Origin of the sequence: Pseudomonas sp. S8, assembly GCF_050473925.1 — a bacterium.
GTDB lineage: Bacteria > Pseudomonadota > Gammaproteobacteria > Pseudomonadales > Pseudomonadaceae > Aquipseudomonas > Aquipseudomonas parakoreensis.
Genome location: NZ_JBFDVZ010000016.1, coordinates 5,176,885 through 5,200,812, shown reverse-complemented (window position 1 = coordinate 5,200,812; position 23,928 = coordinate 5,176,885). Strand labels below are relative to the sequence as shown.

General features: G+C 61.0%; 21 protein-coding genes. 6 read left to right on the top strand and 15 right to left on the bottom strand.

Translation table 11 applies throughout. The features are described 5' to 3' along the window. Positions 1 to 108 precede the first annotated feature (108 nt). From AB1J88_RS24625 to AB1J88_RS24610, 4 genes are all read right to left on the bottom strand, one after another. Positions 109 to 945: an ABC transporter ATP-binding protein gene (locus tag AB1J88_RS24625; protein ID WP_041065116.1), complete on the bottom strand. Its 837-nt coding sequence runs from the start codon at positions 943 to 945 to the stop codon at positions 109 to 111. Continuing rightward, positions 933 to 1,736 (bottom strand): ABC transporter permease, encoded by an 804-nt coding sequence (locus tag AB1J88_RS24620; protein WP_041065113.1) that lies wholly within the window; start codon positions 1,734 to 1,736, stop codon positions 933 to 935. Before AB1J88_RS24620 ends, AB1J88_RS24625 begins: the two co-directional genes overlap by 13 nt. 10 nt (positions 1,737 to 1,746) lie before the next feature. Continuing rightward, positions 1,747 to 2,733, bottom strand: coding sequence for an ABC transporter substrate-binding protein (locus tag AB1J88_RS24615; protein WP_041065110.1), 987 nt, complete (start codon positions 2,731 to 2,733; stop codon positions 1,747 to 1,749). 377 nt (positions 2,734 to 3,110) lie between these two features. Further along, positions 3,111 to 4,601 (bottom strand): aldehyde dehydrogenase, encoded by a 1,491-nt coding sequence (locus AB1J88_RS24610; RefSeq protein ID WP_430292152.1) that lies wholly within the window; start codon positions 4,599 to 4,601, stop codon positions 3,111 to 3,113. Between the two features lie 222 nt (positions 4,602 to 4,823). On the opposite strand from AB1J88_RS24610, the gene AB1J88_RS24605 reads away from it, so the two are divergent. Next, entirely contained in the window at positions 4,824 to 5,768 is a 945-nt protein-coding gene (locus tag AB1J88_RS24605; RefSeq protein ID WP_145598329.1) for a LysR family transcriptional regulator, read from the top strand. On the opposite strand, the gene AB1J88_RS24600 is transcribed toward AB1J88_RS24605, so the two are convergent. The 8 genes from AB1J88_RS24600 to AB1J88_RS24565 all read right to left on the bottom strand — a co-directional run bounded on the left by AB1J88_RS24600 (position 5,751) and on the right by AB1J88_RS24565 (position 15,136). After that, entirely contained in the window at positions 5,751 to 6,935 is a 1,185-nt protein-coding gene (locus tag AB1J88_RS24600; protein ID WP_430292151.1) for an MFS transporter, read from the bottom strand. The two genes, AB1J88_RS24605 and AB1J88_RS24600, sit on opposite strands and share 18 nt — an antisense overlap. Further along, positions 6,932 to 8,167: an ATP-grasp domain-containing protein gene (locus tag AB1J88_RS24595; RefSeq protein ID WP_430292150.1), complete on the bottom strand. Its 1,236-nt coding sequence runs from the start codon at positions 8,165 to 8,167 to the stop codon at positions 6,932 to 6,934. Before AB1J88_RS24595 ends, AB1J88_RS24600 begins: the two co-directional genes overlap by 4 nt. Positions 8,168 to 8,205: 38 nt before the next feature. After that, positions 8,206 to 9,588 (bottom strand): FAD-binding oxidoreductase, encoded by a 1,383-nt coding sequence (locus AB1J88_RS24590; RefSeq protein WP_047296761.1) that lies wholly within the window; start codon positions 9,586 to 9,588, stop codon positions 8,206 to 8,208. A 139-nt stretch (positions 9,589 to 9,727) separates the two neighbouring features. Continuing rightward, positions 9,728 to 10,627, bottom strand: a complete 900-nt coding sequence (locus tag AB1J88_RS24585) for a hypothetical protein (RefSeq protein ID WP_430292149.1) — start codon at positions 10,625 to 10,627, stop codon at positions 9,728 to 9,730. A gap of 25 nt (positions 10,628 to 10,652) precedes the next feature. Further along, positions 10,653 to 11,393, bottom strand: a complete 741-nt coding sequence (locus AB1J88_RS24580; protein WP_430292148.1) for an alanyl-tRNA editing protein — start codon at positions 11,391 to 11,393, stop codon at positions 10,653 to 10,655. Positions 11,394 to 11,470: 77 nt separating this feature from the next. After that, a complete protein-coding gene (locus AB1J88_RS24575; protein ID WP_086792917.1) occupies positions 11,471 to 12,532 on the bottom strand; it encodes a pyridoxal phosphate-dependent aminotransferase in 1,062 nt (353 codons plus the stop codon). Then, a complete protein-coding gene (locus tag AB1J88_RS24570; protein ID WP_430292147.1) occupies positions 12,529 to 14,112 on the bottom strand; it encodes a phenylalanine aminomutase (D-beta-phenylalanine forming) in 1,584 nt (527 codons plus the stop codon). Before AB1J88_RS24570 ends, AB1J88_RS24575 begins: the two co-directional genes overlap by 4 nt. A gap of 4 nt (positions 14,113 to 14,116) precedes the next feature. Then, positions 14,117 to 15,136: a TauD/TfdA family dioxygenase gene (locus tag AB1J88_RS24565; protein ID WP_430292146.1), complete on the bottom strand. Its 1,020-nt coding sequence runs from the start codon at positions 15,134 to 15,136 to the stop codon at positions 14,117 to 14,119. A gap of 321 nt (positions 15,137 to 15,457) precedes the next feature. Between AB1J88_RS24565 and AB1J88_RS24560 the strand changes: the two genes are divergently transcribed. Then, positions 15,458 to 16,867: an amino acid permease gene (locus tag AB1J88_RS24560; protein WP_430292145.1), complete on the top strand. Its 1,410-nt coding sequence runs from the start codon at positions 15,458 to 15,460 to the stop codon at positions 16,865 to 16,867. An 18-nt stretch (positions 16,868 to 16,885) separates the two neighbouring features. Here AB1J88_RS24560 and hrpB read toward each other — a convergent pair whose 3' ends face one another. Further along, positions 16,886 to 19,402 (bottom strand): ATP-dependent helicase HrpB, encoded by a 2,517-nt coding sequence (hrpB, locus tag AB1J88_RS24555; protein WP_430292144.1) that lies wholly within the window; start codon positions 19,400 to 19,402, stop codon positions 16,886 to 16,888. Positions 19,403 to 19,511: 109 nt separating this feature from the next. Here hrpB and AB1J88_RS24550 point away from each other — a divergent pair, with 109 nt between their 5' ends. Together AB1J88_RS24550 and AB1J88_RS24545 are read left to right on the top strand one after the other, a co-directional pair. Next, positions 19,512 to 19,931: a hypothetical protein gene (locus AB1J88_RS24550; RefSeq protein WP_025108718.1), complete on the top strand. Its 420-nt coding sequence runs from the start codon at positions 19,512 to 19,514 to the stop codon at positions 19,929 to 19,931. A gap of 22 nt (positions 19,932 to 19,953) precedes the next feature. Further along, positions 19,954 to 20,862 (top strand): cation diffusion facilitator family transporter, encoded by a 909-nt coding sequence (locus AB1J88_RS24545; protein ID WP_430292143.1) that lies wholly within the window; start codon positions 19,954 to 19,956, stop codon positions 20,860 to 20,862. Here AB1J88_RS24545 and AB1J88_RS24540 read toward each other — a convergent pair. Continuing rightward, entirely contained in the window at positions 20,856 to 21,902 is a 1,047-nt protein-coding gene (locus AB1J88_RS24540; RefSeq protein WP_430292142.1) for a DUF6515 family protein, read from the bottom strand. The genes AB1J88_RS24545 and AB1J88_RS24540 overlap by 7 nt on opposite strands. Positions 21,903 to 22,356: 454 nt before the next feature. Between AB1J88_RS24540 and AB1J88_RS24535 the strand changes: the two genes are divergently transcribed. Together AB1J88_RS24535 and AB1J88_RS24530 are read left to right on the top strand one after the other, a co-directional pair. After that, positions 22,357 to 22,836, top strand: a complete 480-nt coding sequence (locus AB1J88_RS24535; protein WP_007909658.1) for an Lrp/AsnC family transcriptional regulator — start codon at positions 22,357 to 22,359, stop codon at positions 22,834 to 22,836. A 223-nt stretch (positions 22,837 to 23,059) separates the two neighbouring features. After that, positions 23,060 to 23,269: a DUF2788 domain-containing protein gene (locus AB1J88_RS24530; RefSeq protein ID WP_003228500.1), complete on the top strand. Its 210-nt coding sequence runs from the start codon at positions 23,060 to 23,062 to the stop codon at positions 23,267 to 23,269. On the opposite strand, the gene AB1J88_RS24525 is transcribed toward AB1J88_RS24530, so the two are convergent. Then, positions 23,264 to 23,899: a pseudouridine synthase gene (locus tag AB1J88_RS24525; RefSeq protein WP_430292141.1), complete on the bottom strand. Its 636-nt coding sequence runs from the start codon at positions 23,897 to 23,899 to the stop codon at positions 23,264 to 23,266. The two genes, AB1J88_RS24530 and AB1J88_RS24525, sit on opposite strands and share 6 nt — an antisense overlap. Positions 23,900 to 23,928 lie beyond the last annotated feature (29 nt).

The window sequence follows — 23,928 nt, the reverse complement described above, 5'->3', positions numbered from 1 at the left end:
GCCCCCTGTAGGAGCTGTCGAGTGAAACGAGGCTGCGATCTGTTGATCTTCAAAAAACAAGATCAAAAGATCGCAGCCTGCGGCAGCTCCTACAGGGGACTCATGTGATCAATGGACTTCTTCCAGGTCGTCATGCAGCAAGCCGAAAATCTCCCGCTTCATGTCGATAAACGAGCGCTCCATCACCATGTCCAGTGAGCGCGGACGCTCGATCGGCACGTCGAGGATCTGCTTGATCCGCCCCGGTTTGGCGCCCATGACATAGACCCGGTCGCCCAGCAGGATCGCCTCGTCGATATCGTGGGTGACGAACAACACGGTCTTCTTGCTGTTGCCCCACACTCGCAACAATAACTGCTGCATTTGCAGGCGGGTCTGGCTGTCGAGGGCGCCGAACGGTTCGTCCATCAGCAGAATCTGCGGGTCGTTGGCCAGCGCCCGGGCAATCGCCACGCGCTGCATCATCCCGCCCGAGAGCTGCTTGGCGTAATTGTCAGCAAACCCGGCAAGCCCGACTTCGTTGACGTAGTAATCGACAATTTCCTTGCGCCGCGCCGCCGGCATGCCACGCCGCTTGAGGCCGAACTCGACGTTCTGCCGCACCGTCAGCCACGGAAACAGTGTGTAGCTCTGGAACACCATGCCGCGATCGGCACCGGGGCCCTGCACTTGCTGGCCGCCGACGTAGATCTCGCCGGAGGTTGGCTCGGCGAGGCCGGCGGTCAGGTACAACAGGCTCGATTTGCCGCAACCCGACGGCCCGACCAGCACCGCGAACTGCTGATCCGGCACCTCGAACGACACCTGTTCCAGCGCCGTGAACGTACCGCCATCAGGCTTTTTGTAGCGCAGGCTGACCTTGTCCACTTGCAGGCGCGGGGCAGCTTGCGGCGCCGCAGCGCGCGATTCGGTAAAGCGATGATTGGCGGCAGTTACTGAGCCCATGCGGCAACCCTCAGGCGGAGAAAGCGGAACAGTTGATCGGTGACCAGCCCCAGCAGGCCGATGATCGCGATGGCGAGGAAAATCACGTCGACCTGAAAACCGCGCATGGCTTTCAGGCTCAGGTAACCGAGGCCACTCGACGCGGCGACCAGTTCGGCCACCACCAGATAGGTCCAGGCCCAGCCCATGGTCACGCGCAAGGTGTCGAGCACGCCGGGCACCGAGGCCGGGGCGATCACATGCAGCACCGCGTCGCGGCGGTTGGAACCGAGCGTGTAAGAGGCGTTGATCAGGTCCTTGGAGATGCCCTTGGACACATCCGCGATCATCACCAGTTGCTGGAAGAACACGCCGAAGATGATCACCGATACCCGCTGCTCCAGACCGATGCCAATCCACAGGATGAACAGTGGCACGAACGAGGTCACCGGCAGGTAACGGATGAAGTTGACCAACGGTTCGAGGAACGCCTGGACGATGCGAAAGCTGCCCATCAGCAACCCCAGCGGTACCGCCACCAGCGACGAGACGATGAACCCGACCATCACCACTTCGACACTGGCCCACACATGGGTGCCAAGAGTGCCGTCGCGGCTAAGGCGCACGGCGGCTTCAACCACCGCGCCGGGCGTCGGCAGAAACATCCCCGGGACGATGCCGCCGTAGGACAGCCCGGCCCACAGCCCGACCAGCAACACCCAGGCCAGACCACTGGCACTCCATACCACCGGCACCGGTAAGCCGGTCTTCGGTGTGATGCAGCGACTCAGCCATGAATTGCGCTTGAACATGACCAGTCTCCTAGAGCGGGCTGACGAAACGGTTATCCACCAGATCGTCGTTACTGACGTTATAGGGCTTGCCCTGCAATTCGCTGGCGGTTTCGTTGGCCAGTTTGATCAGCGGTGCGCTGTCACCCGGCGCGCCCGGCTTGCCCAGCAGCTTCTCGCTCATGGCCTGATCGTAGAAACGCACGCCTTGCGCTGCAGCAGCCAGTTCCTTCGGATCGGACAGATAACCGCCGACGCCCTTGGCCATGATTTCGTAGGCTTGCTGTGGATGGTCCTTGGTGTATTGCACCGCCCTGTAGAGACCGGCGACCAGCGCCTTGACGTCTTCGGGCTGCTTCTCGATCACCGTGCAGTTGAGCGCCACGACATCGACAATCACCCCGGGCGTGCTGCTGCTGTCGATCAGCACTTTGCCCTGCTGCTTGTCGCGCACCATCGACAGGTGCGGTTCCCAAGTCACGGCGGCCGGCACGCGACCGGCAATGAACGCGGTGGCAGCATCGTCGGCAGTCATGTTCTGCACGGTGATGTCGCTCATTTTCATGCCGTTCTTCTTCAGCAGATAGGAGAGCCAGAACTGCGAGGTCGAACCTTCGTTGACGGCCACGGCCTGGCCCTTGAGTTCCTGCAACGACTTCACGTCCTTGCCCACCAGCACGCCGTCGCCACCATGGCTGTCATCCAGCGCCGCCACGGCTTTGAAGCAGAACTGCGGACGGTACTTGAGCACTTCGTCGATGGTCGAGGCCGAACCGGAGAGTTGTCCGGAAGCCTGTGCGGCCATGTACATCGAAGCTTCCTCGACCACCGGCAACTCGACGGTAAGGCCGTTTTCCTTGAAGTAGCCCAGGTCCTGAGCCAGATACAGCGTGCCATAACCCACCCAGGTGGTATGGCCGATGGACAAGGTACCGGCCTGCGCGCCGGTCGCGACCGTGGCCGCCAGGGCGGTGATCGCCAGTGGATGGGTGAGACGGAGACACAAGGACTTGATCATGGAGCACTCCCGACGCTGTTGATTTAGTTTTGTCATGGGCAGTACGGCCAGCACCAATGATGTGAATCCACGCTGCGGTCTCTGCTGGACTCTGGCGTGAACCACCGGGCTGGCAAGATCGATGGTGGCCCATGTGCGGGCTGAGGAAAATCAGGAAATTGTTGGCAGCAAATGATGAAAAAACTGCTTAGCGTGCACCGCAAAAGCGCGGGGTTTGCGGGGATGCTCACGGTCGGTGCAAGCCAGGAATTTTCACTGCCTGGGGGAATGCCATCGCTGGCAAGCCAGCTCCCACAGTAATCGTTGGTGTACCCGGAATGGGTGGACACCACAAAACCTGTGGGAGCTGGCTTGCCAGCGATAGGGTCTACGCGGTCTCAGCGCAACTGAAACCAGGTGGTTTTCAGCTGGGTGTATTTGTCGAACGAGTGCAGCGACAGGTCGCGGCCGAAGCCCGATTGCCTGCCGCCGCCGAACGGCACGGTCACGTCCAGCGCATCGACGGTATTGACCGATACCGTGCCCGCCCGCAGCCTTCGCGCCACGCGGTGCGCACGATGCAGATCATCGGTCCACAGCGACGCCGCCAGCCCGTACACACTGTCGTTGGCCAGGCGCACCGCCGCGTCTTCATCATCGAACGGCACCACCGCCAGCACAGGGCCGAACACCTCTTCGCGAAACAACGCCATGTCGGCACTCACGCCGGTGAAAATCGTCGGTTCGATGAAGTTGTCCGAGCCGTTGAAGCGCCGTTGCTGACCGCCACATACCAGGCTCGCACCCGCCTGCTCGGCCTCACGGATGGCGCGCATGATGCTCGCCGTCTGCCGCTGATCGACGATCGCTCCGGCACGGCTTTGCGGGTCGAGCGGATCGCCCGGCAGCCAGCGTTCAGCCTGGGCTTTGAGGCGCTCGACAAACGCATCATGAATCGAACGCTCGACCAACAGTCGCGAGTTGGCCGAACACACTTCGCCCTGATTGAAGAATATCCCGAACGCGGCTTTTTCCGCCGCCAGGTCCAGATCTCGGCAATCAGCGAACAGCAGATTGGCACTCTTGCCGCCGCACTCCAGCCACACCTGTTTGAGGTTGGATTGCGCCGAATACTGCATGAAATATTTGCCGACCTGCGTCGAGCCGGTGAACACCAGACAATCGACATCCGCGTGCAGGCCCAAGGCTTTGCCGGTCTGCTCGCCAAGACCCGGCAACACGTTGAGCACGCCCGGTGGCAGGCCCGCTTCCAGTGCCAGCTCAGCCAGACGCAATGCCGAAAACGGTGATTGCTCGGCCGGTTTGAGGATCACCGAATTACCCGCTGCCAGCGCTGGCGCAAGCTTCCACGCGGCCATGTCCAACGGAAAATTCCACGGCACCACGGCAGCCACCACGCCCAGTGCTTCACGGGTGATGGTCGCCAGCACATTGGCGGCGCCGGGGGCGATCTGGTCGTAGAGTTTGTCGAGGCTTTCGGCGTACCAGCGAAACACCCCGGCGGCGCCCGGCACATCAATGTTGTAGGCGTCCATCACCGGTTTGCCCATGTTCAGCGAGTCGAGCAGGGCCAGCTCCTGACGATGTTCCATCAACAGCTCGGCCAGGCGCAGCAGCACTTGCTTGCGCTCGACGGGCGGGCGTTGCGCCCAGCTGCCAGCCTCGAACACGTGTCGCGCGTTACGCACCGCCACGTCCACATCCGCCTCGCCACAGGCCGCGACATTGGCCAGCAACTGGCCGGTGGCGGGGTTGATCGCGGCGAACGTCTGCCCCGATTGCGCGGTGCAGTGCTGGCCGTTGATCACGGCTCGATCGGGAAACTTCAAGGCACCGGCCTGGCGCTGCCACTCTGCAAGTTCGAACACGTCGAATGCTCCTTGGACGTTATTGTGCAGTCGATGGTGGCGCAGGCCCGGACGGGCGAAAATTAGTAAAAATGTCTTCGCAGGCAATGAAAAAACTGCTCAATCGGTTTCCCCAAAACCGCTGTGGATGACTAAGGTTCAAGGATAAAAACAACGTCGCGCAGCGGACGCGGCGGCGCACAAATTGCTTGGAAGTCGAGTCCGCTCGTCCTGAGGTTTGCCGTGGCCGCCTACAATTTGCGTCAGTTGAAATACTTCATCACCACCGTCGAATGCGGCAGCGTTGCCGAAGCCTCGCGCAAGCTGTACATCGCACAACCAGCGATCTCTACGGCGATCAAAGGTCTGGAAGACAGCTTCGCGGTGCAGCTGCTGATCCGCCATCACGCTCAGGGCGTATCCCTGACGCCGAGCGGTGCACGGTTCTTTCGCAAGGCGCAGGAGCTGTTGCGCATGGCCCGGGAGTTCGAGCAGAACGCCCTCGCCGACAACGACATCGTCGCCGGGCAGATCGACATCGGCTGCTTCGAAACCGTCGCGCCGCTGTACCTGCCGCAATTGATCGCCGGGTTTTCCGCGCTGTATCCGGGCGTGAAAATCCGCATCCGCGACGGCGAGCAACAGGAACTGGTGCAAGGCCTGACCTCGGGCAGTTTCGACCTGGCGATCCTCTATGAACACGAACTCGATGCCACCATCCAGACCGAGCCGCTGATGCCGGCGCAACGGCCGTATGCGCTATTACCGGCCGACCACCGTTTCGCCCAGTACAAGCAAGTGTCGCTGCGCGATCTGTGTCTGGAGCCGATGATTCTGCTCGACGTGCAGCCAAGCCGAACCTACTTCGTCAGCCTGTTCGAAGAACTGGGCCTGACCCCGCGCATCGAGTTCAGCTCGCCGTCGATCGAGATGGTCAGGGGCATGGTCGGGCAGGGTTTCGGTTTCTCGATCCTGGTGACCCGGCCCCACTCGGAATGCACCTATGACGGCAAGAAAGTGGTGTGCGTGGACATCGTCGAAGACGTCACCGGCTCAGGTCTGGTCGCCGCGTGGCTCAAGCGCGGGCAACTGACCAAACCGGCACAGCTGTTCGCCGACTATTGTCGCGAACAGTTGACCGCCAAGACCGCTGCCTGCCGCACCGAGCCATCAGGAAACCGGGACTGAGCGCTGTTCCACGTCGATGCCGATCAACGGGCGTTTGAGCGCAATCGATACCCAGGCGCCCACGGCGGCGATGACGCAGGCAGCAAACCCCAACAGAAACGACATGAAGCTCAGCTCGTTGGCCACTGCCAGCAGGCCGAGCACGGCGGCGGTAGCTTCGGCAGCGCCCCAGACACAGGTCTGCACGGCCATCGCCACGGAACTGCGTCCGCGCCAGATCTTCACGGCCTGAGCCTGGTACAGCGGGCCGCAGATCATCTCGCCGATCACGATAAACACCACCACGACAAACAGGATCGCCTGCGCCTGTGACGAAATGATCAACAGCAGGCAGCCCGCGCCGATCAACAGGTTGGAAACGATGACCCGCCACAATCGTGAGACACGCTGCGCGAATGAGGTCACGTAAACCTGGCTGAAGATGATGATCCCGCTGGCCACCAGAAACAGCACGCCGACCAGTTCACTGGAAAAGCGCTCGGTGGCATAGGTAGGGAACACGTAATAAAACTGCGCATAGCCGATCATGGTCAGAAAGTTGATCGCCATGAACGCCACCACTTTGGGCGATGCCTCGGTTTCGCCCAGCGTGGAAGCACGCGCGGCAAACGCCACGCCTGCACTACGCGCCACCTGCGGAATCAGCCGCGTGGAAGCCGTGGCCAGCACGCCCAACAACAGCGGCAGGGCGACAAACCAGTAACCGGTGCCGGCAAGAATCAACGACGCCACGAACGGCGCGACCCCGGCCCCTGCGTTCGCCGCAACATTCTCGTAAGAGAGCACGCGTTCGTGCTCGCCCTCGCGAAAGTACTGCACGATGTAGGAAATCTGCGAGATCGTGGCAATCGAATTGGAGACACCGAACACCACAACCAGTACGACCCAGATCAACACGTTGGTAATGCCCATCGCGGCGGTGACCAGCATCAATAGCGCCGCCACCGCCACACAGAACAAGGCCAGGGCTATTTCCCGGCGTCGCTCGACCTTGTCCAGCATGCCCTGAAAAGCCAATGCGCCGATGCGGTTGGAGACAATCGCGAACCCGACAACGACCCCCGCCGCACTGGTACTGAGGCCCACGGACGCATTGAGCCAAATGGCCATGAACGGATAGAAACAGCTCCAGGCCGCGGACGAAAGAAACCGGACGAAGTAAATCATTTGAAGACCGGGCTTCTAGGGCCGCGATCGGTCAGGACACGTACCTGGCCAATCTCGCGCGCAACGACATCGGCATAGCCGGTGAGCATGCCGACCCAGGCGTAGTCGGACGTGCCGATGGGCTGGATCACGCTGCCGACGTTGGCAATGGGCGTGTGAATGGAAGCCATCGGCGGAATCTCCCAGTCATGCACGACGGCTTCGTGATCCAGGCAGTACCAGTAGCTCAGGGTCTGGCGGCAAGATTCGACCGGCTGGTATTGAAGCGCAGCCTCCAGCAAGCCCAGTGGCAGCAGCGCCACGTGTTGCAGGACAGTCGCTGGCGCCAGATCGTAGGCCAGCGCAATCTGTTCAACGATACTCGCGCCGCCCAGGCGCCCCATGTTGGCATCGATCAGATAAGCCGTGGCGTCGTTCGCAATGAACTCGCAATGGAAGAAGCCATTGTCGAACCCTGAACGGGCAATCAGATCGCGGACCGCCTTCTCGATTTTCGCACGCACGGGCAAGGCCATGCGGGCGTCGGCCGGGAACTGGTTGGCGACTTCCGTGAATCCCACTCGGTCGCGCCTGGACAGTCCGAGGAAGACCACCCGCCCCTCCTGGGCAAAGCCTTCCAGGCTGACGAGATCACCCGTGCAATGCGCCTGGACAATCCAGGCAGTGTCTTGCGGGTCGTCGATTCCGCTGTTCAGGATGGCGGCGCGGATCACTGCGCCAGGGTCAGCGTCCGGTGCAATCGAGAGCAGGGTGGTGGCCACCGCGCCAGAGCCGACCGAGGGTTTGAGCACCACATCGTTTTGTTGCCCGGGTGTCAGCCAGGGAATGACCACGTCGCCATCGCTCAGCGACACACAGGTCTCGGCGGGCACATGTTCCGGGATCAAGTGGCCGACGAAGCCCTTGGAGGACAGCCGGGCAAACACCTCAGGCGGCGCCTTGAAGCCGAATTCTTCGGCAATCGCGGATACGACCGGGAACAACTCGTCAAAGAATGTCGTGATGCTGCGAATCACGCCAACCAGTGCGGGATGGGCGTTCAGGTAAGCGGACAGCGCGACCCTGTCGGTAAAGGCAGGAATGCAGGTGACCCCTTCGAACACGTTTTTCGCCGCGCCATGAAAACCCGAGGGATCAACGGACAGTATCGGTTCGAAGCCCGCACCGCGGATCGCCTCGCACACGTACTTGATGGAGACCTTGTTGATGCCCACTATCAAAATATGATCCATACCTTTCACATCCATCCTTAAAAACAAAAAATCGACAGTTATCGAGCGTCAACCCGTAACGATTGATACATCTTGCCGGGGTTGAACAGGTTGTCCGGATCCAGGGCCGATTTGATGGCCCTCATGAACTGCAGCGCTGCGCCGTGTTGCGCCGACATCCACTTCAGTTTTCCCTGCCCTACCCCGTGCTCGCCGCTGACGGTGCCGCCGAACGACAACGCGCGACTCGACAGCCGGCTGAGGAACGCCTGAATGTCCGCACTTTCGTCTTCACCTTCATCGAGCATGATCAGCAGGTGAAAATTACCGTCACCGACATGGCCGATAAGCGGCGCATCAAGACCGGAGGCAGCAATGTCGGCGGCCGTGGCGCTGATGCAGGCACTCAGACAGGACAACGGGACACAGACATCGGTGGCCAGCCCCTTGCGGCCTTTGTAGAAAGCGTGAAAGGCCCACCAGGCGTCATGTCGGGCTTTCCACAGGGCCGTGCGTTCTTCAAGGCGCTCGGAGATCCTGACCTGCCCGCCGTACTCACCGGCGCAATCCTTGAACAGCTCGACACTGCTGGCGACCGTCGACCGGTCGCCGTGGAACTCCAGAAACAGATGCGGCGTTTCCACCAGCCCCAGTGCCGCAGAATAGGCATTGCACGCACGCACCGCCGTGGCATCCAGCAGCTCGATCCGGGCGATCGAGAGTCCTTGGCCCAGGGCACTGGCCACCGTCTGTACCGCGTTATCCACCGAGTCGAACGAACAGACACCGGCAACAATGGCCTCGGGCACCGGATGCAGGCGCACTTGCAGTTCGCTGAAGATGCCCAGAGTGCCCTCTGAACCGATGGCAATCGCCAGCAGATCCAGACCCATGGCCGATTTGGGCGCGCGGGAACCAATGGCGGCGACCGAGCCGTCCGCCATGATCCAGCGTGCGGCTTTGACATTCCCGGCCATGGTCCCGTAACGCACCGAGTTGGTCCCCGATGCACGGGTCGCCGCCATTCCGCCCATGGAAGCGTTGGCGCCAGGATCGACGGAAAAGAACAGTCCGGTCTCACGCAAGTGGCTGTTGAGTTGCTCGCGGGTAACGCCCGGCTGAACCGTGGCGGTCATGTCGGTGACGTTCACATCGACAATCGCGTTCATTTCCGAGCAGTCGACGCAGACGCCACCCTGTGGCGCATTGATCTGCCCTTCGAGGGACGAACGCGCACCCGACGGGATCAGCGCCACACCGTACTCACGGCAAAGCTTCACGACCTGAATGATTTCGTCTTCGCTGCGAACGGTCACTACCGCATCGGGGGGACTCAGCTCGATGCCGGGAGGCGCCTGGCAGAACTGTTGCCGGATTCCCTGTTCGAGCCTCAAGCGTTCGCCGAACAACTGACGGAGTTTTTCTACGACTGGAGCATTCATTCATCTCATCCCTGTTCTGACTGATGACGGCCGGGTTGCGGTTCTGCGCCCCGTTTTCTGTACTGTCCGCGCACTCCTGTGAACGGTTGGTTTTTGCCGGGCCATGCCACACAGAAGCGGCGAAGCGCCCGGCAGCTGTTCACTCCTCGTCTTTTTCACCGACGCGGGCCGCGCGCCCGTCGTACTCCGGACGCCCGGAAACCACCAGCCCGAAGAAATAAGGCTGTGCGCCTGAATCCTCCAGCTGACGACCAGACTTGTTATGCACTTCGATGACCGAGAACAGGTCCACCAGACGGTCCTGAATCTGTTCTATTTCGGCGTCCTTGAGCGTCACCATCGAGCTGTATTTGAAAGAGCCTGAAACATCGAAGTATTCGCTCTTCTCCGGCTTGAGCAGCGACCGGTCCACTTCATGGCGCAGGAACTGATCCTTCAACTTCAACGCATCCACGGTCCTGGGCATCCTCAACGTGGGTGCATGCCGGACAAACGGGTCATCCGGCGTTGCGCGCGGCTTGGACACCAGGTTCAGGAACGCTTCAGTGTCCCGGTCATAAGCCAGACCGATCTGCTGGCACACCAGCTGAATCTCCGCCACTGAGGCGCTGTCGACCATGTACAGATACGTCATCAATGGCAGCAGGTCGAATTGCGCCTCGAACGCGGCGATCACCTCTTCGGTGACAATGAACTCACGCTCGTAGCGACTCAGGCTCAGGGCCCGGCGCAAGATTCTGGAGTCGTGTTCGCGCAGTTCCAGGCGCGAAGAGAGATCGGTCACCTCGACGCCTTTGCCGAACAACATTTCGTGGACGTCCGCCGGCAACAAATCCCTGAAGTAGTGCCAGAAATAATCAAAACTGGCTTTGCTGGCCGCATCGATGCCAAGGTGATCATGCAGTTCGACGGCAGCATCGATACTCAGGTATTTCCTTCCGGCCTCGACGTCGCGGTAGTAATTGGCCGAGAACGGAATATTGACCTCGTCGAGAAACGTGGAGATCTTCAGATGCCCCGCGTCGATTCGAAACTGCATGAGAAATGCGCCAAACGCACGTTTGCTATCCAAGCTCTTCCGCCTCTGCCGACAGAGTGACAAGCACTCTGGTCGTGTTTTTCTTGATCTTCATACTGGAAGTCACCACGCCTATTTCTTGCGTATTACGCACATGAACGCCCCCACAGGGGATTGACCAGTCTTCGCATTGCCACCAACGAAATCCCTGTCCCTGGCGGGTATCCGCTTCCGTACGAATCTCATGACTTGCAGAGCAAAACTCGTTCAAGGCATCTGTTGCGCGCCTCAGACTGTCTTCGTCGAACTCACCGACAAACTCGTATTGGTTCTCGCCACCCTCGTCGCTCAACGGCGAACGAACCGGATGCGCAATCGCTCGCCCGAGCGTCCGCTCGAGCATGCAATGAATCAAATGCATCGCCGAATGAACCCGCATCTGATGATATCGCAATGGCCAATCCAGCGTGGCGGTCGCCTGCTGGTCGCTCACCCGCGTCTGCAGGTCTGCGAACGTTTCGTCGTCGATGCTCAGGTAATGCCTGATCTGATCGTCCCGTTTTTTCGTCGCGACGATCTCCAGCGTGCGCAGTACCTCACCCTCCCCCGCGAGCGGAATGTTCAATACCCCCCGATCGCCCAGTTGCCCGCCTCCCTGGGGGTAGAACACGGTCTCGCCGAGGAGTGCGAAAGGCAGGCCGGCGTCGTCGCGCTCCAGTCGATCAACTCGGCAGTCCAGTTGCTTCAAGTAGGGTTCAGCGTGAAACAACGTCAGCGTCTGGCTCATTTTTACCTCAGTCAAGGTTTCCTGATCTTGCCCTGGAAGCCCTGGGCAATCGCCGAAGGCTCCCTGCCCTGCTGGCCTCAGGCAAGTTCCATGGTTTGCAGTTTTTGCTTCAGTACAGCGCGCAACCGGGTCATCTGCGCCTGGTTGCCGAAGGAGATTCGCAGACACGTCTCAAGACCATAGTCGGTCAACCGGGACGTCAGGAAACCTTCCCTCTCCAGATGCTGATGCAAATCCTGGCAGCGTGGCGCGGTGACGCATTCGACGAAAACAAAATTGACGTAGCGGCTTCTGGCTTCAATGCCGTGAGACTTGAACAGGCTCACGAGCTCCTGCCCCCACGCCTGACAATACGCCGCCGTGTTGTCCAGATGATCGCCGTCCTGCAGGACGTATTCGCCTGCCAGGGCGGAAAACGAACTGACGTTGTACGGCGCACGCCGCGCTTGCAGCGCAGGCACCTGATCGCCGCTCGCGTAAGCCCAGCCAAGGCGCAGGCCGGCAATGCCGTAGGCCTTGGAAAACGTGCGCAGGCATATCGCGTTTTCCCGGCTGTTGACGATCTGAATACCAGCCGTGTTTTCCCGATCCGGCGCAAACTCTGCGTACGCTTCGTCGATGATGACGGTCGTGCCGGGTGGAATCAGTGCCACCAGCGATAACAGCTGCGAGGGCAACAGATAGTCGCCCAATGGATTGGACGGATTGACCAGCACCACGACGTCGGGCTTTTGCTCAAGAGCGAGCTGCAATGCCGCCTCATAGTCGCCGCTGGCATCCGGGGTCATCTCGCTGTAGTCGGCCCCCAGCAACGCGGCCCGGATTTTGTACATCTTGAAGCAGTGCTGCTGCGTCACGATGCGACTGCCGGGCTTCAACAGGCTACGCAACGCAATGTCGATCAGTTCGTCCGAACCGGCGCCCACCACGACGCGCTCGGGATCAACGCGCCAGCGCTCGCCGATTGCCAGGCGCAGAGACTTGTAAGTGACTTCGGGGTATTCGCTGAGCAGCGTCGGCATCGAGGCGCACAGCTGCAGGGCCAGGCCCGATGCACCCAGCGGATTTTCGTTGGCATGCAGCCGGACCGGCTCAGTGATGGCTGTTGCCAACAGGTCACTCTTTCCCGACGAACTCATCGGCTGTGCCCTCCCAGAACCTGGGTAACGAGCGCTTCCAGGTAAGCGGTTAACGCCACATCCCGATCCAGATACGGAATGTGTTCACGCACCCGCGCATGCCAGGCGCGGCCTTTCGGCCCGAGTCTGGCGTTGCCACGGATATCGGCGGCCTGGGCTGCACAGATCAGCTCAAACGCGAGGACGTAACGCGTGTTCTGCAGCACTTCGGTCACCCGGCGCGCGGCGACCAGGCCGAAGGAAACCACGTCCTGGAAATCACCTGTGGTGGTCAGGGTCTGGATCGAGACGGGGGTGGCCAGCGAACGGTTTTCTGCCGTCAGCGACGCCGACATGAATTGCCCGCCCATGAGGCCGAAACGCAGGCCACCGTTTTCCGCGCACAGGAATGACGGCAGGCCATTGCTGTTGGCTTTGGTCAGGAAGCGATCGATCCGCCGATCCGAAAGATTGCACAGGGTGATGATGGAGATCGTCAGGTAGTCCATGGCCGAAGCAATGTATTGCCCGTGAAAATGGCCATTGTGAAAAACCTCGCCGTTTTCAGGGGTGATCAACGGGTTGTCGTTGGACGAGTTCAGTTCGTTGCCGACCACGCGCTCGACAAATTCGATGGTCTCCAGCACTGGCCCGAGGATTTGCGGCGTGCAGCGAATGGAATAGGCATCTTCGATGGGCATGTCTTCCTGGCGTACCTGGTCGGTGCGCAGGGCGCTCAACTGCGAAGAGAGTTCAAGATCGTCAATCGCCAGTTCCGAGCCTTGCAGATCAGCCCAGATGGCCTCGGCAATTTTTTGCTGGCCCAGGTGCGGTTTCAACTGGTGAACATCCGGATGAAAAGGACGCACCCGAGCCTGCAGCGCTTCAAACGAGAAGGCCGAAATCGACGTGTATTGCTCGAGCAGTTCCCGGGCTTCAACCACATTCATCGCTGCCACCGCGACCATGCAGGAGGTGCCATTGATCAGCGCCAGCCCTTCCTTGTAACTCAGGTGCAGCGGCGCCAGGCCCAATTGCTCGAGCGCTTGCGCCGCCGGAATCCGGGCACCGTCGAGGTAGGCATGACCGTCCCCGGTCAGCATCCGCGCAACCGCCGCCAGCGGCCCCAGGTCGCCACTGGTCCCCAACGAACCCTTGCTCGGGATTTCCGGGATCAGGCCGGCGTTGTAAATGGCGATATAGCGGTCGAAATTTTCCAGCGAGAGTGCCGAGTTGCCACGGGACAGCGATACGATCCGCGCAAACATGGTGGCTCGCGTCACACTGTCCGGGAACCGCTCGGCAACGTTGGTCGAGACGCCCTGAATCAGGTTCGATTGAAGCTCGTGGGCTTTGTCGATGGGCACCAGATGGTCAACGAAACCACCCATCCCGGTGTTCACCCCATAAATCACCGCGCCTTGTGCAACGAGATTTTCCAGGGCGTCTCGCGATGCCTGAACCCGTTGCCGGGTGGCTTGCGAAGCGACCACTTTTGCCCCGGGCCGGGAATACCTGATCAAGTCCTTGAGACTGACATCCACGCCGGGGGTCAGTACAAACGTGCTATCCGACGTGAAGTTTCTTTCCTGAATCGTCATCTTTTCATCCCTGAGCTGCGTGTGGCTGATCATCCGCCCAATCGGCGATGATCACGTTGATGGTCCTGTTGCCGGAAAAGGCGCGCCGGCCGTGGGCATACTGGAAATTGTCGAGCAGCAAAATATCGCCCGCCCGCAGATCGACATCCTGTTCCAGACGTCTGACGGTGTGGAACAACTCCAGCGTCAGGTCTTGCGGCAGTGGTTCGCCGTCACCGAAACACATGGCCTCCAACAGTTGCGGCGTGTTGCGCAGCGCCTCGGCCAATTCACTGGCGTCCTGTTCACGACCGTCGATACGCGCCCATTCGATCATCGCGGCCGCGCCCCAGAAGTGCGCCTGATTGCACCAGATGTCCGCCGCTTTGCGCGGGTGTCGGCGCATCGGGGCGATACAGTCCTGCCAGAGGATCAGGTCGCCGCCACTCCATTCGAAGTCCCAACCGCGTGTCCGGCACAGCACTTCTGCCTCGGCGGTGCTGGAAGTGGAGAACGTCTCCTGCCAGCTTTTTTTCACCCCGGGCTTGAGATTCACCCGCGCCTCGCCGGGCAGCGTGCGGCGCAACTTGAGCCCGCGATCGGTCAGTTGCTGCAGGGTGGCGCGATCAATCAACTGCTCCAGTTTGCGCATGTCCCCGACCACGGATTCACCGCCGCGCTCCGCAGGCTCGACACACACGAAAGCGATGATTTCGGGCGGATGTTGTACATAGGCCATTTCCTGATGAAGGATCACCGACCAGTCGGGCGGGGTGCGCGTCGCTTCCATGACCTTGCCCTGGATCGTCGAGCGTGGAGAGCTGCCGCCGACGTAATCGCGCGTGTGAAACCCCAGCGCACCGATGGCCCGTTCAAACACCTCGGGATCCCTGCACGGCGTGGCACCGCGAATGAGCACCGCGCCTTCACTCAGCAGCTGTGCCCGAATGTCCTGCGCCGCCGCTGAAAAATAGCCCGCCGGATCGGCCTCGGCGCCGACCACAAAATCGAATGTCCCTAGTGCATTGCACCCCGTCACCGTCATCACTCCTCAGTCCCTGGAATCGTTGGCATGTCCCTGTGCGATGCATTAGATACCATCCCCCATTTACAAATTCAACAGATAGAAATATGTTTCTTCCAATAGATTTTTCCATGGAGCGCGCACCAAATCGCGCGTAACCAAGCTGAAAACTCGATCTAACTGATTGATAAAAATAGAAATAATCTGAAGGAACAGAAACCATATGACTGTGGAGAATTACCTGTCCCCCACTGTTGGCACCGTCGCGTCACTGCATCGGCCCGCCTCGCCCCGCGCAAGTGTCTTGCAAACACTCAAGCAACCTTGCGAGTACCCTTTCTCATGAGCGGACTCCATGCGCACTCAGGTCAACTGCAACGCAGCCTGAAAAATCGACACATCCAATTGATCGCACTGGGAGGCGCCGTTGGCACGGGGTTATTCCTGGGCTCGGCGGGCGCACTCAAGTCTGCCGGGCCCTCGATGATCCTCGGTTACGCCATTTGCGGCTTCATCGCCTTCATGATCATGCGACAACTGGGCGAGATGATCGTTGAAGAGCCGGTTGCCGGCTCTTTCAGCCATTTCGCCCACAAGTATTGGGGCGCATTCGCCGGTTTCCTGTCGGGATGGAACTGCTGGATGCTGTACACCCTGGTCGGCATGTCCGAACTGACAGCCGTCGGCAAATACGTGCATTACTGGTGGCCCGAGATACCGATCTGGGTATCGGCTGCGGTGTTTTTTGTGCTGATCAATGCGCTCAACCTGATCAACGTCAAAGTGTTCGGCGAGGCGGAATTCTGGTTCGCCATCATCAAGGTGTTGGCGGTGATCGGGATGATCGCCATGGGCAGCTACCTGCTGGTCAGCGGTAACGGAGGGCCGCAGGCATCGCTGAGTAACCTGTGGCAACACGGCGGCTTTTTCCCCCACGGGATGGCCGGCCTGGCCATGTCCATGGCGGTCATCATGCTGTCCTTTGGCGGGCTGGAGATGCTCGGTTTTACCGCCGCCGAAGCGCAAAACCCTCGTCGCGTGATCCCCAAGGCAATCAATCAGGTGATCTACCGTATCCTGATTTTCTACATCGGCGTACTCGTTGTGCTGTTGTCATTGATGCCGTGGGACAGCCTGCTGACGTCACTCAATGCCTCTGGCGATACCTACAGCGGCAGCCCCTTCGTACGTGTGTGGTCAATGCTCGACAGCAATACCGCCGCGCACATTCTCAACTTCGTGGTCCTTACCGCGGCGTTGTCGGTCTATAACAGCGGCACCTATTGCAACAGCCGGATCCTGCTCGGTCTGGCCCGGCAGGGTGACGCGCCACAAAGCCTGGTCAAGATCGACTCGCGCGGGGTTCCTGTGCGCTCGATCCTCGCAACGGCTGCAGTGACTTTGATGGCGGTGGTGCTGAACTACGTGATCCCGCAGCAGGCCCTCGAAATACTGCTATCGCTGGTGGTGGCGACGCTGCTGATCAACTGGGCGATGATCAGCCTGGCCCACGGCAAATTTCGCCGGCACCTGAACGAGACCCGGCAGATACCACGGTTCAAGGCGCTGTGGTACCCCTACGGTAACTATGTCTGTCTGGCCTTCATGGTGTTCATCATGGCGGTCATGCTGATGGACCCCGTCAACCGGATGGCGGTCTACGCGATTCCGCTGTGGATCACGCTGGTGTGGGTCTGCCACAACATCAAGCACCGCCGCCGTGCTGCGCAAAGCCTCTACGGCGAGGCCTGATCAACCCCGGGCAAAGGCTCACTTGCGCGGTTTGATCCGCGCCGTGGCCTCGGCCACCAGCGGATCATCCGGCCAATAATGCTTCGGATACCGCCCCTTCAGATCCTTTTTCACCTCGGCATAGGTGCTGCGCCAGAAGTTGGCCAGATCCTGCGTCACCTGCACCGGCCGCCGCGCCGGGGACAATAGGTGGAGCTTGACCACTTGCCGCCCGCCGGCGATTCGCGGCGTCTCGGCGAGGCCGAACAGCTCTTGCAAACGCACCGCGAGAATCGGCGGCGACTCGCTGTAGTCCAGACGAATCGATGACCCCGACGGCACACTGATGTGATGCGGCGCCAGCTCATCAAGCTTCTGCGGCAATGGCCACGGCAGCAGACTGCGCACGATGCTCGACAGGTCCAGATTGGCGAAATGACTCAGTCGCGAGACTTTGCCCAGATAGGGCATGAGCCATGCCTCCAGGGTTTTGAGCAACGTCGCGTCGCTGACATCCGGCCATTGGCTGTCGGCCTGTGTCGCCAGATCCAATTGCCGCAACAACGCGACTCGCGCCTGCCACTGACGCAATTCCGGTGTCCACGGCAGCAGCTCCAGACCTTTGCGCCGTACCAGATTGACCAGCGCCTGACTGCGCGCCGCTTCGTCAAGCCCGGTCAACGGTTCGCGGCTGAGGATCAGTTCGCCAACCTTGCGCTGACGCTCGGCGCGCAGCACGCCTTCGCGCTCGTCCCAGTCCAGTTGATCGACGGCACGCACTTGCTCGGCGAGCACCGAGTCGAACAGCGTCGGATCGAAATCCGCCGCCAGGTAAATCCGCTCCTCGCGCTGCCCCTGACGACTGCCGAGGTCGGCGATCACAATCCACGCTTCCTTCATCAGGCTGTCGGCTTCGGCGAACAGCGCAGCGCGACCATTGGCCAGCCGATATTCGGCGCCACCGGCACGCCGCTGTTGGGCGACGCGATCCGGATAGGCCAGCGCCAGCAATGCGCCAAGCCAGCGCGGATGATCGGGATCGCTGACGGGCTCGCTGGCCTTGCCGCGCAGGTAACCGCGATACTGCCGCGCCAGTTGCCGCGCACGTTGCACGCCGCCCTGAGCACCACGCGATGCGCGCTCCTCGCCAGAGAGCAGCACCAGGCGGCTGTGCAGATCCGCCCCGGCGCCGCGCAAAATATCGCGTTCGCCTAGCAGTGCCGCGACATCGCACGCCATCTGCGCCAGCCCCAGTGCCTGGCCGCGCAGCAACAGATGAGCGATACGCGGATGTGCCGGCAATTCAGCCATGGCCTGACCGTGCGCGGTCAGCGCCTCGCCTTCAAGTGCGCCCAGGCGCTGCAACAAATCCTGCGCCTGTGCATAGGCTGCTGCCGGCGGAATATCGAGCCAGACCAGTTCGCCCGGGGTGACGCCCCAACGTCCGAGTTGCAGCGCCAGACCCGCCAGATCCGCCGACAGAATTTCCGCACTGCCGTAAGCGGCGAGTTGCTCGTGCTGATCCTGCGACCACAGGCGATAACACACGCCCGGTTCCAGACGTCCGGCCCGGCCCACACGCTGGGTGGCGCTGGCCCTGGAAATACGCTGCGTATCGAGACGGGTCATGCCGCTGCCCGGGTCGAAACGCGGCACCCGCGCCAGCCCGGCGTCGATCACCACCCGCACGCCGTTGATGGTCAGACTGGTTTCGGCAATGTTGGTCGCCAGCACCACTTTGCGTTGGCCGGCCGGCGCCGGGTCGATGGCGGCGCGCTGGGCGTTGAGGTCCAGTTCGCCGTGCAGCGGGCAGAGCAAGACATCTTTACGCTCACCGATGGCATCGCTCAGTTGCTGATGCACACGACGGATTTCCGCCTGCCCCGGAAGGAACACCAGCAGGCTGCCGGTTTCATCGTGCAGGGCTTCGAGGACGGTCTGGGTCACGCGCTGGTCGATGTATTCGCCAGGCTGGAACGGCCGCCCCCAGCGCATCGTCACCGGGTACATGCGCCCTTCGCTGCGCAGGATCGGCGCGTCATCCAGCAACCCGGCCAGACGCTCGCCTTCCAGCGTGGCGGACATCAGCAGAATCTTCAGCGGCTGTTCAGCGCGGAACAGTTCACGACCGTTCAAACTCAGAGCCAAAGCCAGATCGGCATCAAGGCTGCGTTCGTGAAATTCGTCGAAGATCAGCAGACCGACGCCTTCCAGCGCCGGATCATCCTGCAGACGCCGGGTGAGAATACCTTCGGTGACCACTTCGATGCGGGTGTCGGGGCCGACCTTGCTGTCGAGACGGATGCGATAGCCGACGGTTTCACCCACCTTCTCGCCCAGTTCGCTGGCCAGACGTTCTGCGGCTGCACGCGCGGCGAGACGGCGCGGCTCGAGCATCAGAATGGTCTGCCCGGCCAGCCAGACTTCATTGAGCAAGGCCAAAGGCACGCGGGTGGTTTTACCGGCGCCGGGCGGTGCTTCGAGCACGGCTTCGTGGCGTGTCGCCAAGGCTTCACGCAAGGCGGGTAAAACTTCATCGATCGGCAAAGAAATCATGCTGGCTCCCAAACTGAGGGCCGAGTATAACGGCGAACTGCCAAGCGTTCGTCAGGGTCTTAACTTCACAAGACGAAGCTTCGTTAATAGATGACTCAGGAGATTTTCCATGCGCTTACCTTCTCGCCTGATCGGCGGTGTACTGGTCGCCACCCTGCTCACTCAACTCACGGCCTGCGGTTCGATTTTCTATCCGGATCGTCGCGGTCAGATCGACGGCAAGATCGACCCGGCGATTGCCGTACTCGACGCCGTCGGCCTGCTGTTCTACGTCATTCCCGGGCTGATCGCTTTCGCGGTCGACTTCACCACGGGCGCGATCTATTTCGAACCGGGCCACACGGCGCAGGTCGATCCGGCGAAACTCAAACAAGCGATCGGCCCGGACGGCCAGGTCGATAACCTCAAGTTGCAGGCTATTCTCGAAACTGAACTGGGCCGCAACCTGCCGCTGGACGATCCACGCCTGATCCAGCACAAGGGCAGCACCCAGCAACTGGCCATGTTCGGCCTGCAACCCGCCGCCTGATCCATAAGGAATTTCTGCACTCATGACCACCAGCCCCGAACACGCCCGCCTGCTGCGGCTGGCAACCCGCGCCTCGGTAGCGGTGGCCTGCACGCTGATCATCGCCAAAGCCATCGCCTGGTGGCTGAGCGGTTCGGTGAGCATGCTCGCCGGCCTCACGGACTCGGCGCTGGATGGCGTCACTTCGCTGCTCAATCTGCTGGCGGTGCATTACGCACTGCGCCCGGCCGATGACGATCACCGTTACGGCCACGGCAAGGCTGAATCGCTGGCGGGCATGGCGCAGGCGCTGTTCATCGGTGGCAGTGCGGTGCTGATTGCGTTTCAGGCGTATGAGCGCATCAAGCAACCGGAGCCGTTGGGCGCACCGTGGCTGAGTATCGGTGTGATCGTTTTCTCGCTGTTGCTGACCGCGGCGTTGCTGATGCTGCAACACCGGGTGATCAAGCAGACCGGCTCCAACGCCGTGCGCGCCGACTCGCTGCACTACCGCTCGGACATGCTGCTCAACGGCAGCATTCTGATCGCGCTGGTTCTCGCCGGCATGGGCTTTCATCAGCTCGATGCTTGGTTCGGTCTGGGGATTGCCGGGTACATTCTGTGGAGTGCGATCCAGATCGCCCGGGAAAGTTTTTCGGTGCTGATGGATGAGGAGCTGCCGACCGATGTCAGTCAGCACATGCTCGAACTGGCCTGCGGCGTACCCGGCGTGCTGGGTGCACATGATCTGCGCACGCGGATTTCGGGTAACCACTGGTTCGTGCAGTTGCATCTGGAGTTGCCGGGAGAGCTGACGTTGTCAGTGGCCCACGGCATCAGCGATCAGGCGGCGGATGCGATTCACGCCGCCTACCCGCGAGCCGAGGTGCTGGTGCACGCCGACCCGCAGGAAGTGGTCAGGGCTGAACGGGCGCAGACCCGGCTTCAGTAAGACACCTGATAACCGCGACTGCTCAGGCAATTGCCCTGAGCCTGACGGTAAGCCTGCACCACTTCAGGCGCTGGTTGATAGGTCGCGGTACGCGGGTCGAAACCGCTCTGCTGCACAGCGTATTGGTAGCACTGATAACCGTCCTGCTGCACCTGTTCCGGCGACTGCCCGTTGGCCGGATAAGCCTCGACGTCATAGCCCTGGGATTGTGGCTGCGGTTGCGGCGGTTGCTGCACCGGGGGTTCGACTACGACGTAATCCTGGGTGGCTTCCTGATACGCATAGTAGGAACCGGCAGCGAGGAACAGCAGCGCACCGCCGATCCACACTTCACGGGCGTAGTCCGGCAGGTACTGAATACGAATCCCGCGTGGCGGCTGCACGACGATGTAGCGCGGGCCTTGCGGGCGATACCAGTAGCCGCCGGAATAGAAGTAATCCTGACCGCGATACGGCACGCGATATTCACGATCCGGGAAGCGGTCGATCACATGCCCCGGACGGTATTGCGGGCCAGGGCCCCAACCGTTGCCATGCCCGTCCGGGCGACCCGGCCAGCGATTGTCATCGGGCCGGTTGCCGGTTTGCCATTGCTGGTTGTGGTAACCATTCTGCGGACGCTCGTCGCGGTAGTAGCCCTGACGCGGTTCCTGAGTCTGGCGCACGGTGTCGGGACGTGGCTGGATCGGCAGGTTGTTCGCCGGTGGCGGTGGCGCCTGATGAACCGGTGCAGGCTGATTGGGCGCGCGGTTCTGGTTCTGCCATTGGCCGTTATTGTGCGGCTGACCGTTGTGCTCGAATTGGCGGCTGTTGTCGCCGCGAATGATCTCGCTGTTCTGCGGCCGCGGCGGATTTTGCGGCGGCGGATTGTTTTGCCCATGGGGCTGACGCTCGCCGCCATGCCCCTGATTGCCCTGATGCTCACCGCCGTGCCCGTTATTCTCGGGGCCACGATTCTGTGGCTCGTCGGCCAGCGCTTGGGCTCCGACGCTCACACACAGCAAACCAACACCGGCCAGACGCCAGATGCGCGACTTCATGCTTTTCCTCACTGCGGGTATTAAGAGGGCTTGTAGCTAAGACCGGGAATACGCACACCGGGTTCTGCGACAGGTTATCAGTCACGAAACTTATTTATTGAGGGAAGCCGTACATCGAGGCACAAAAATCGCAGACAAGAAAAAGGGAGACCCGTCGGCCTCCCTTTAGAGAACTTCGTCCTGGCTCGACGCTTTTGACGTCGGCTCACCTCACGCCGTCTTCTGGACAGTGTGCAGCTCGGGGGCCGGCACATCCCCGGTGGGGGTGGCGGCCGCGGCGGGCCTGATTGGGCGGGCCGCAGTGGACTGTGTTACCGAGCAGTGATTCTGGTGATAAGAATAGGCCGCAACGCGCGACAGATGATTGCGAAGATTGCTCAAATAAACACCGCTTGCGCAATTTTTAACCCTGGATAGATAATCCGCCGCAATAGTTACAACCAAGGACTGATTCATGAGCAAACTCGACCGTTACGACCTGAGTATTTTGGCGGAATTGCAGCGCGACGCCCGCATCTCCAACCAGGAACTGGCCGAGCGCATCGGTCTGTCGCCCTCGCCCTGCTCGCGCCGGGTCAAACAACTGGAGGATGATGGCTACATCTCGCGCCAAGTCGCCCTGCTCGATCGCAAGATGCTCGGCCTGAGCCTGACCGCCTACGTGCTGATCGGCATGGACCGGCACACCCCGGAACGTTTCGAGAACTTCGAAGCAGCGATCCGCACCTTGCCGCAAGTGCTGGAATGCAGCCTGGTGACGGGCGTGGATGCCGACTATCAGTTGAAAGTGGTGGTGCCGGACATGGATCACTATCAGAAGCTGCTGCTGGGACACCTGACCCGGATTGAAGGGGTGACCAGCGTGCGTTCGAGCTTTGTGCTGAATCAGGTGCTCAACAGCACCGAGTTGCCGCTGACACATCTGCGCAGCTAACCTGCACTCCCCTGTAGGAGCTGCCGAAGGCTCGGGCCGCGATCGGACGATCTTTTGATTTTGCTTTTCAAGATCAAGATCAAAAGATCGCAGCCTTCGGCAGCTCCTACAGGGGGGGCGTGTGGTAGAGGTGCGGTGCACCGACGCAGATCAATGCGTCCCCAGCCACCCCAGGCGTATAATCGCCCAGCCCTTTCAGCCCTGTGCGCGCCGGAGATGCCCGATGGATCCTGCAGTATTCGAAGAGTGGATGATGACTGGCCTGGTCAGCATCCTGATCATTTTCATGGGTTTCATCGTCTGGGATCTGGCGAAGAAGTCCAAGGCCGGGCGCTTCGGCTCGTTCATTCTGTTCTTCGTGCTGGGTCTGGGCGTGGCCGCGTTCATCATCAAGAGTGTGGTGATCGGCCTGATCGAATCCGGCGCTCTATAACCGCGCCGGCACTTCCTTCCACTGGCCCTGATCGAGCCCTTCAAGCGTCCAGTCGCCAATCCGCACCCGCACCAGCCGCAACGTCGGCAGCCCCACCGCGGCAGTCATCCGTCGCACCTGACGGTTGCGTCCTTCACGAATCACCAACTCCAGCCAACGGGTCGGCACGCTTTTGCGAAAGCGTACCGGCGGATTGCGTGGCCACAGTTCAGGCTCATCCAGTTGCCGCGCCTCGGCGGGCAGGGTCATGCCGTCGTTCAGCTCGACCCCGTCGCGCAGACGCTGCAGTTGTTCAGCCGTCGGCTCGCCTTCGACCTGCACCCAGTACGTCTTCGGCAACTTGTGTTTCGGGTCGGCGATCCGCGCCTGCAACTGGCCGTCATTAGTCAGCAACAACAAACCTTCACTGTCGCGATCCAGGCGCCCCGCCGGATAAATGCCCGGCACATCGATGAAATCCTTGAGCGTCGCCCGCCCACCTTCGTCGCTGAATTGCGTGAGGACATCGAACGGTTTGTTGAACAGGATCAGCTTCGGCTCGGCCGGCGGCGCCTTGGCGACACGACGTAGAGCTGAGGGCGAAGGCTTCGCGCCAGGGCGGCGGGAAGGAGGACGCGGGGGACGGGACATGGCGAAAAGAACATCTGACGGTCAGGGCT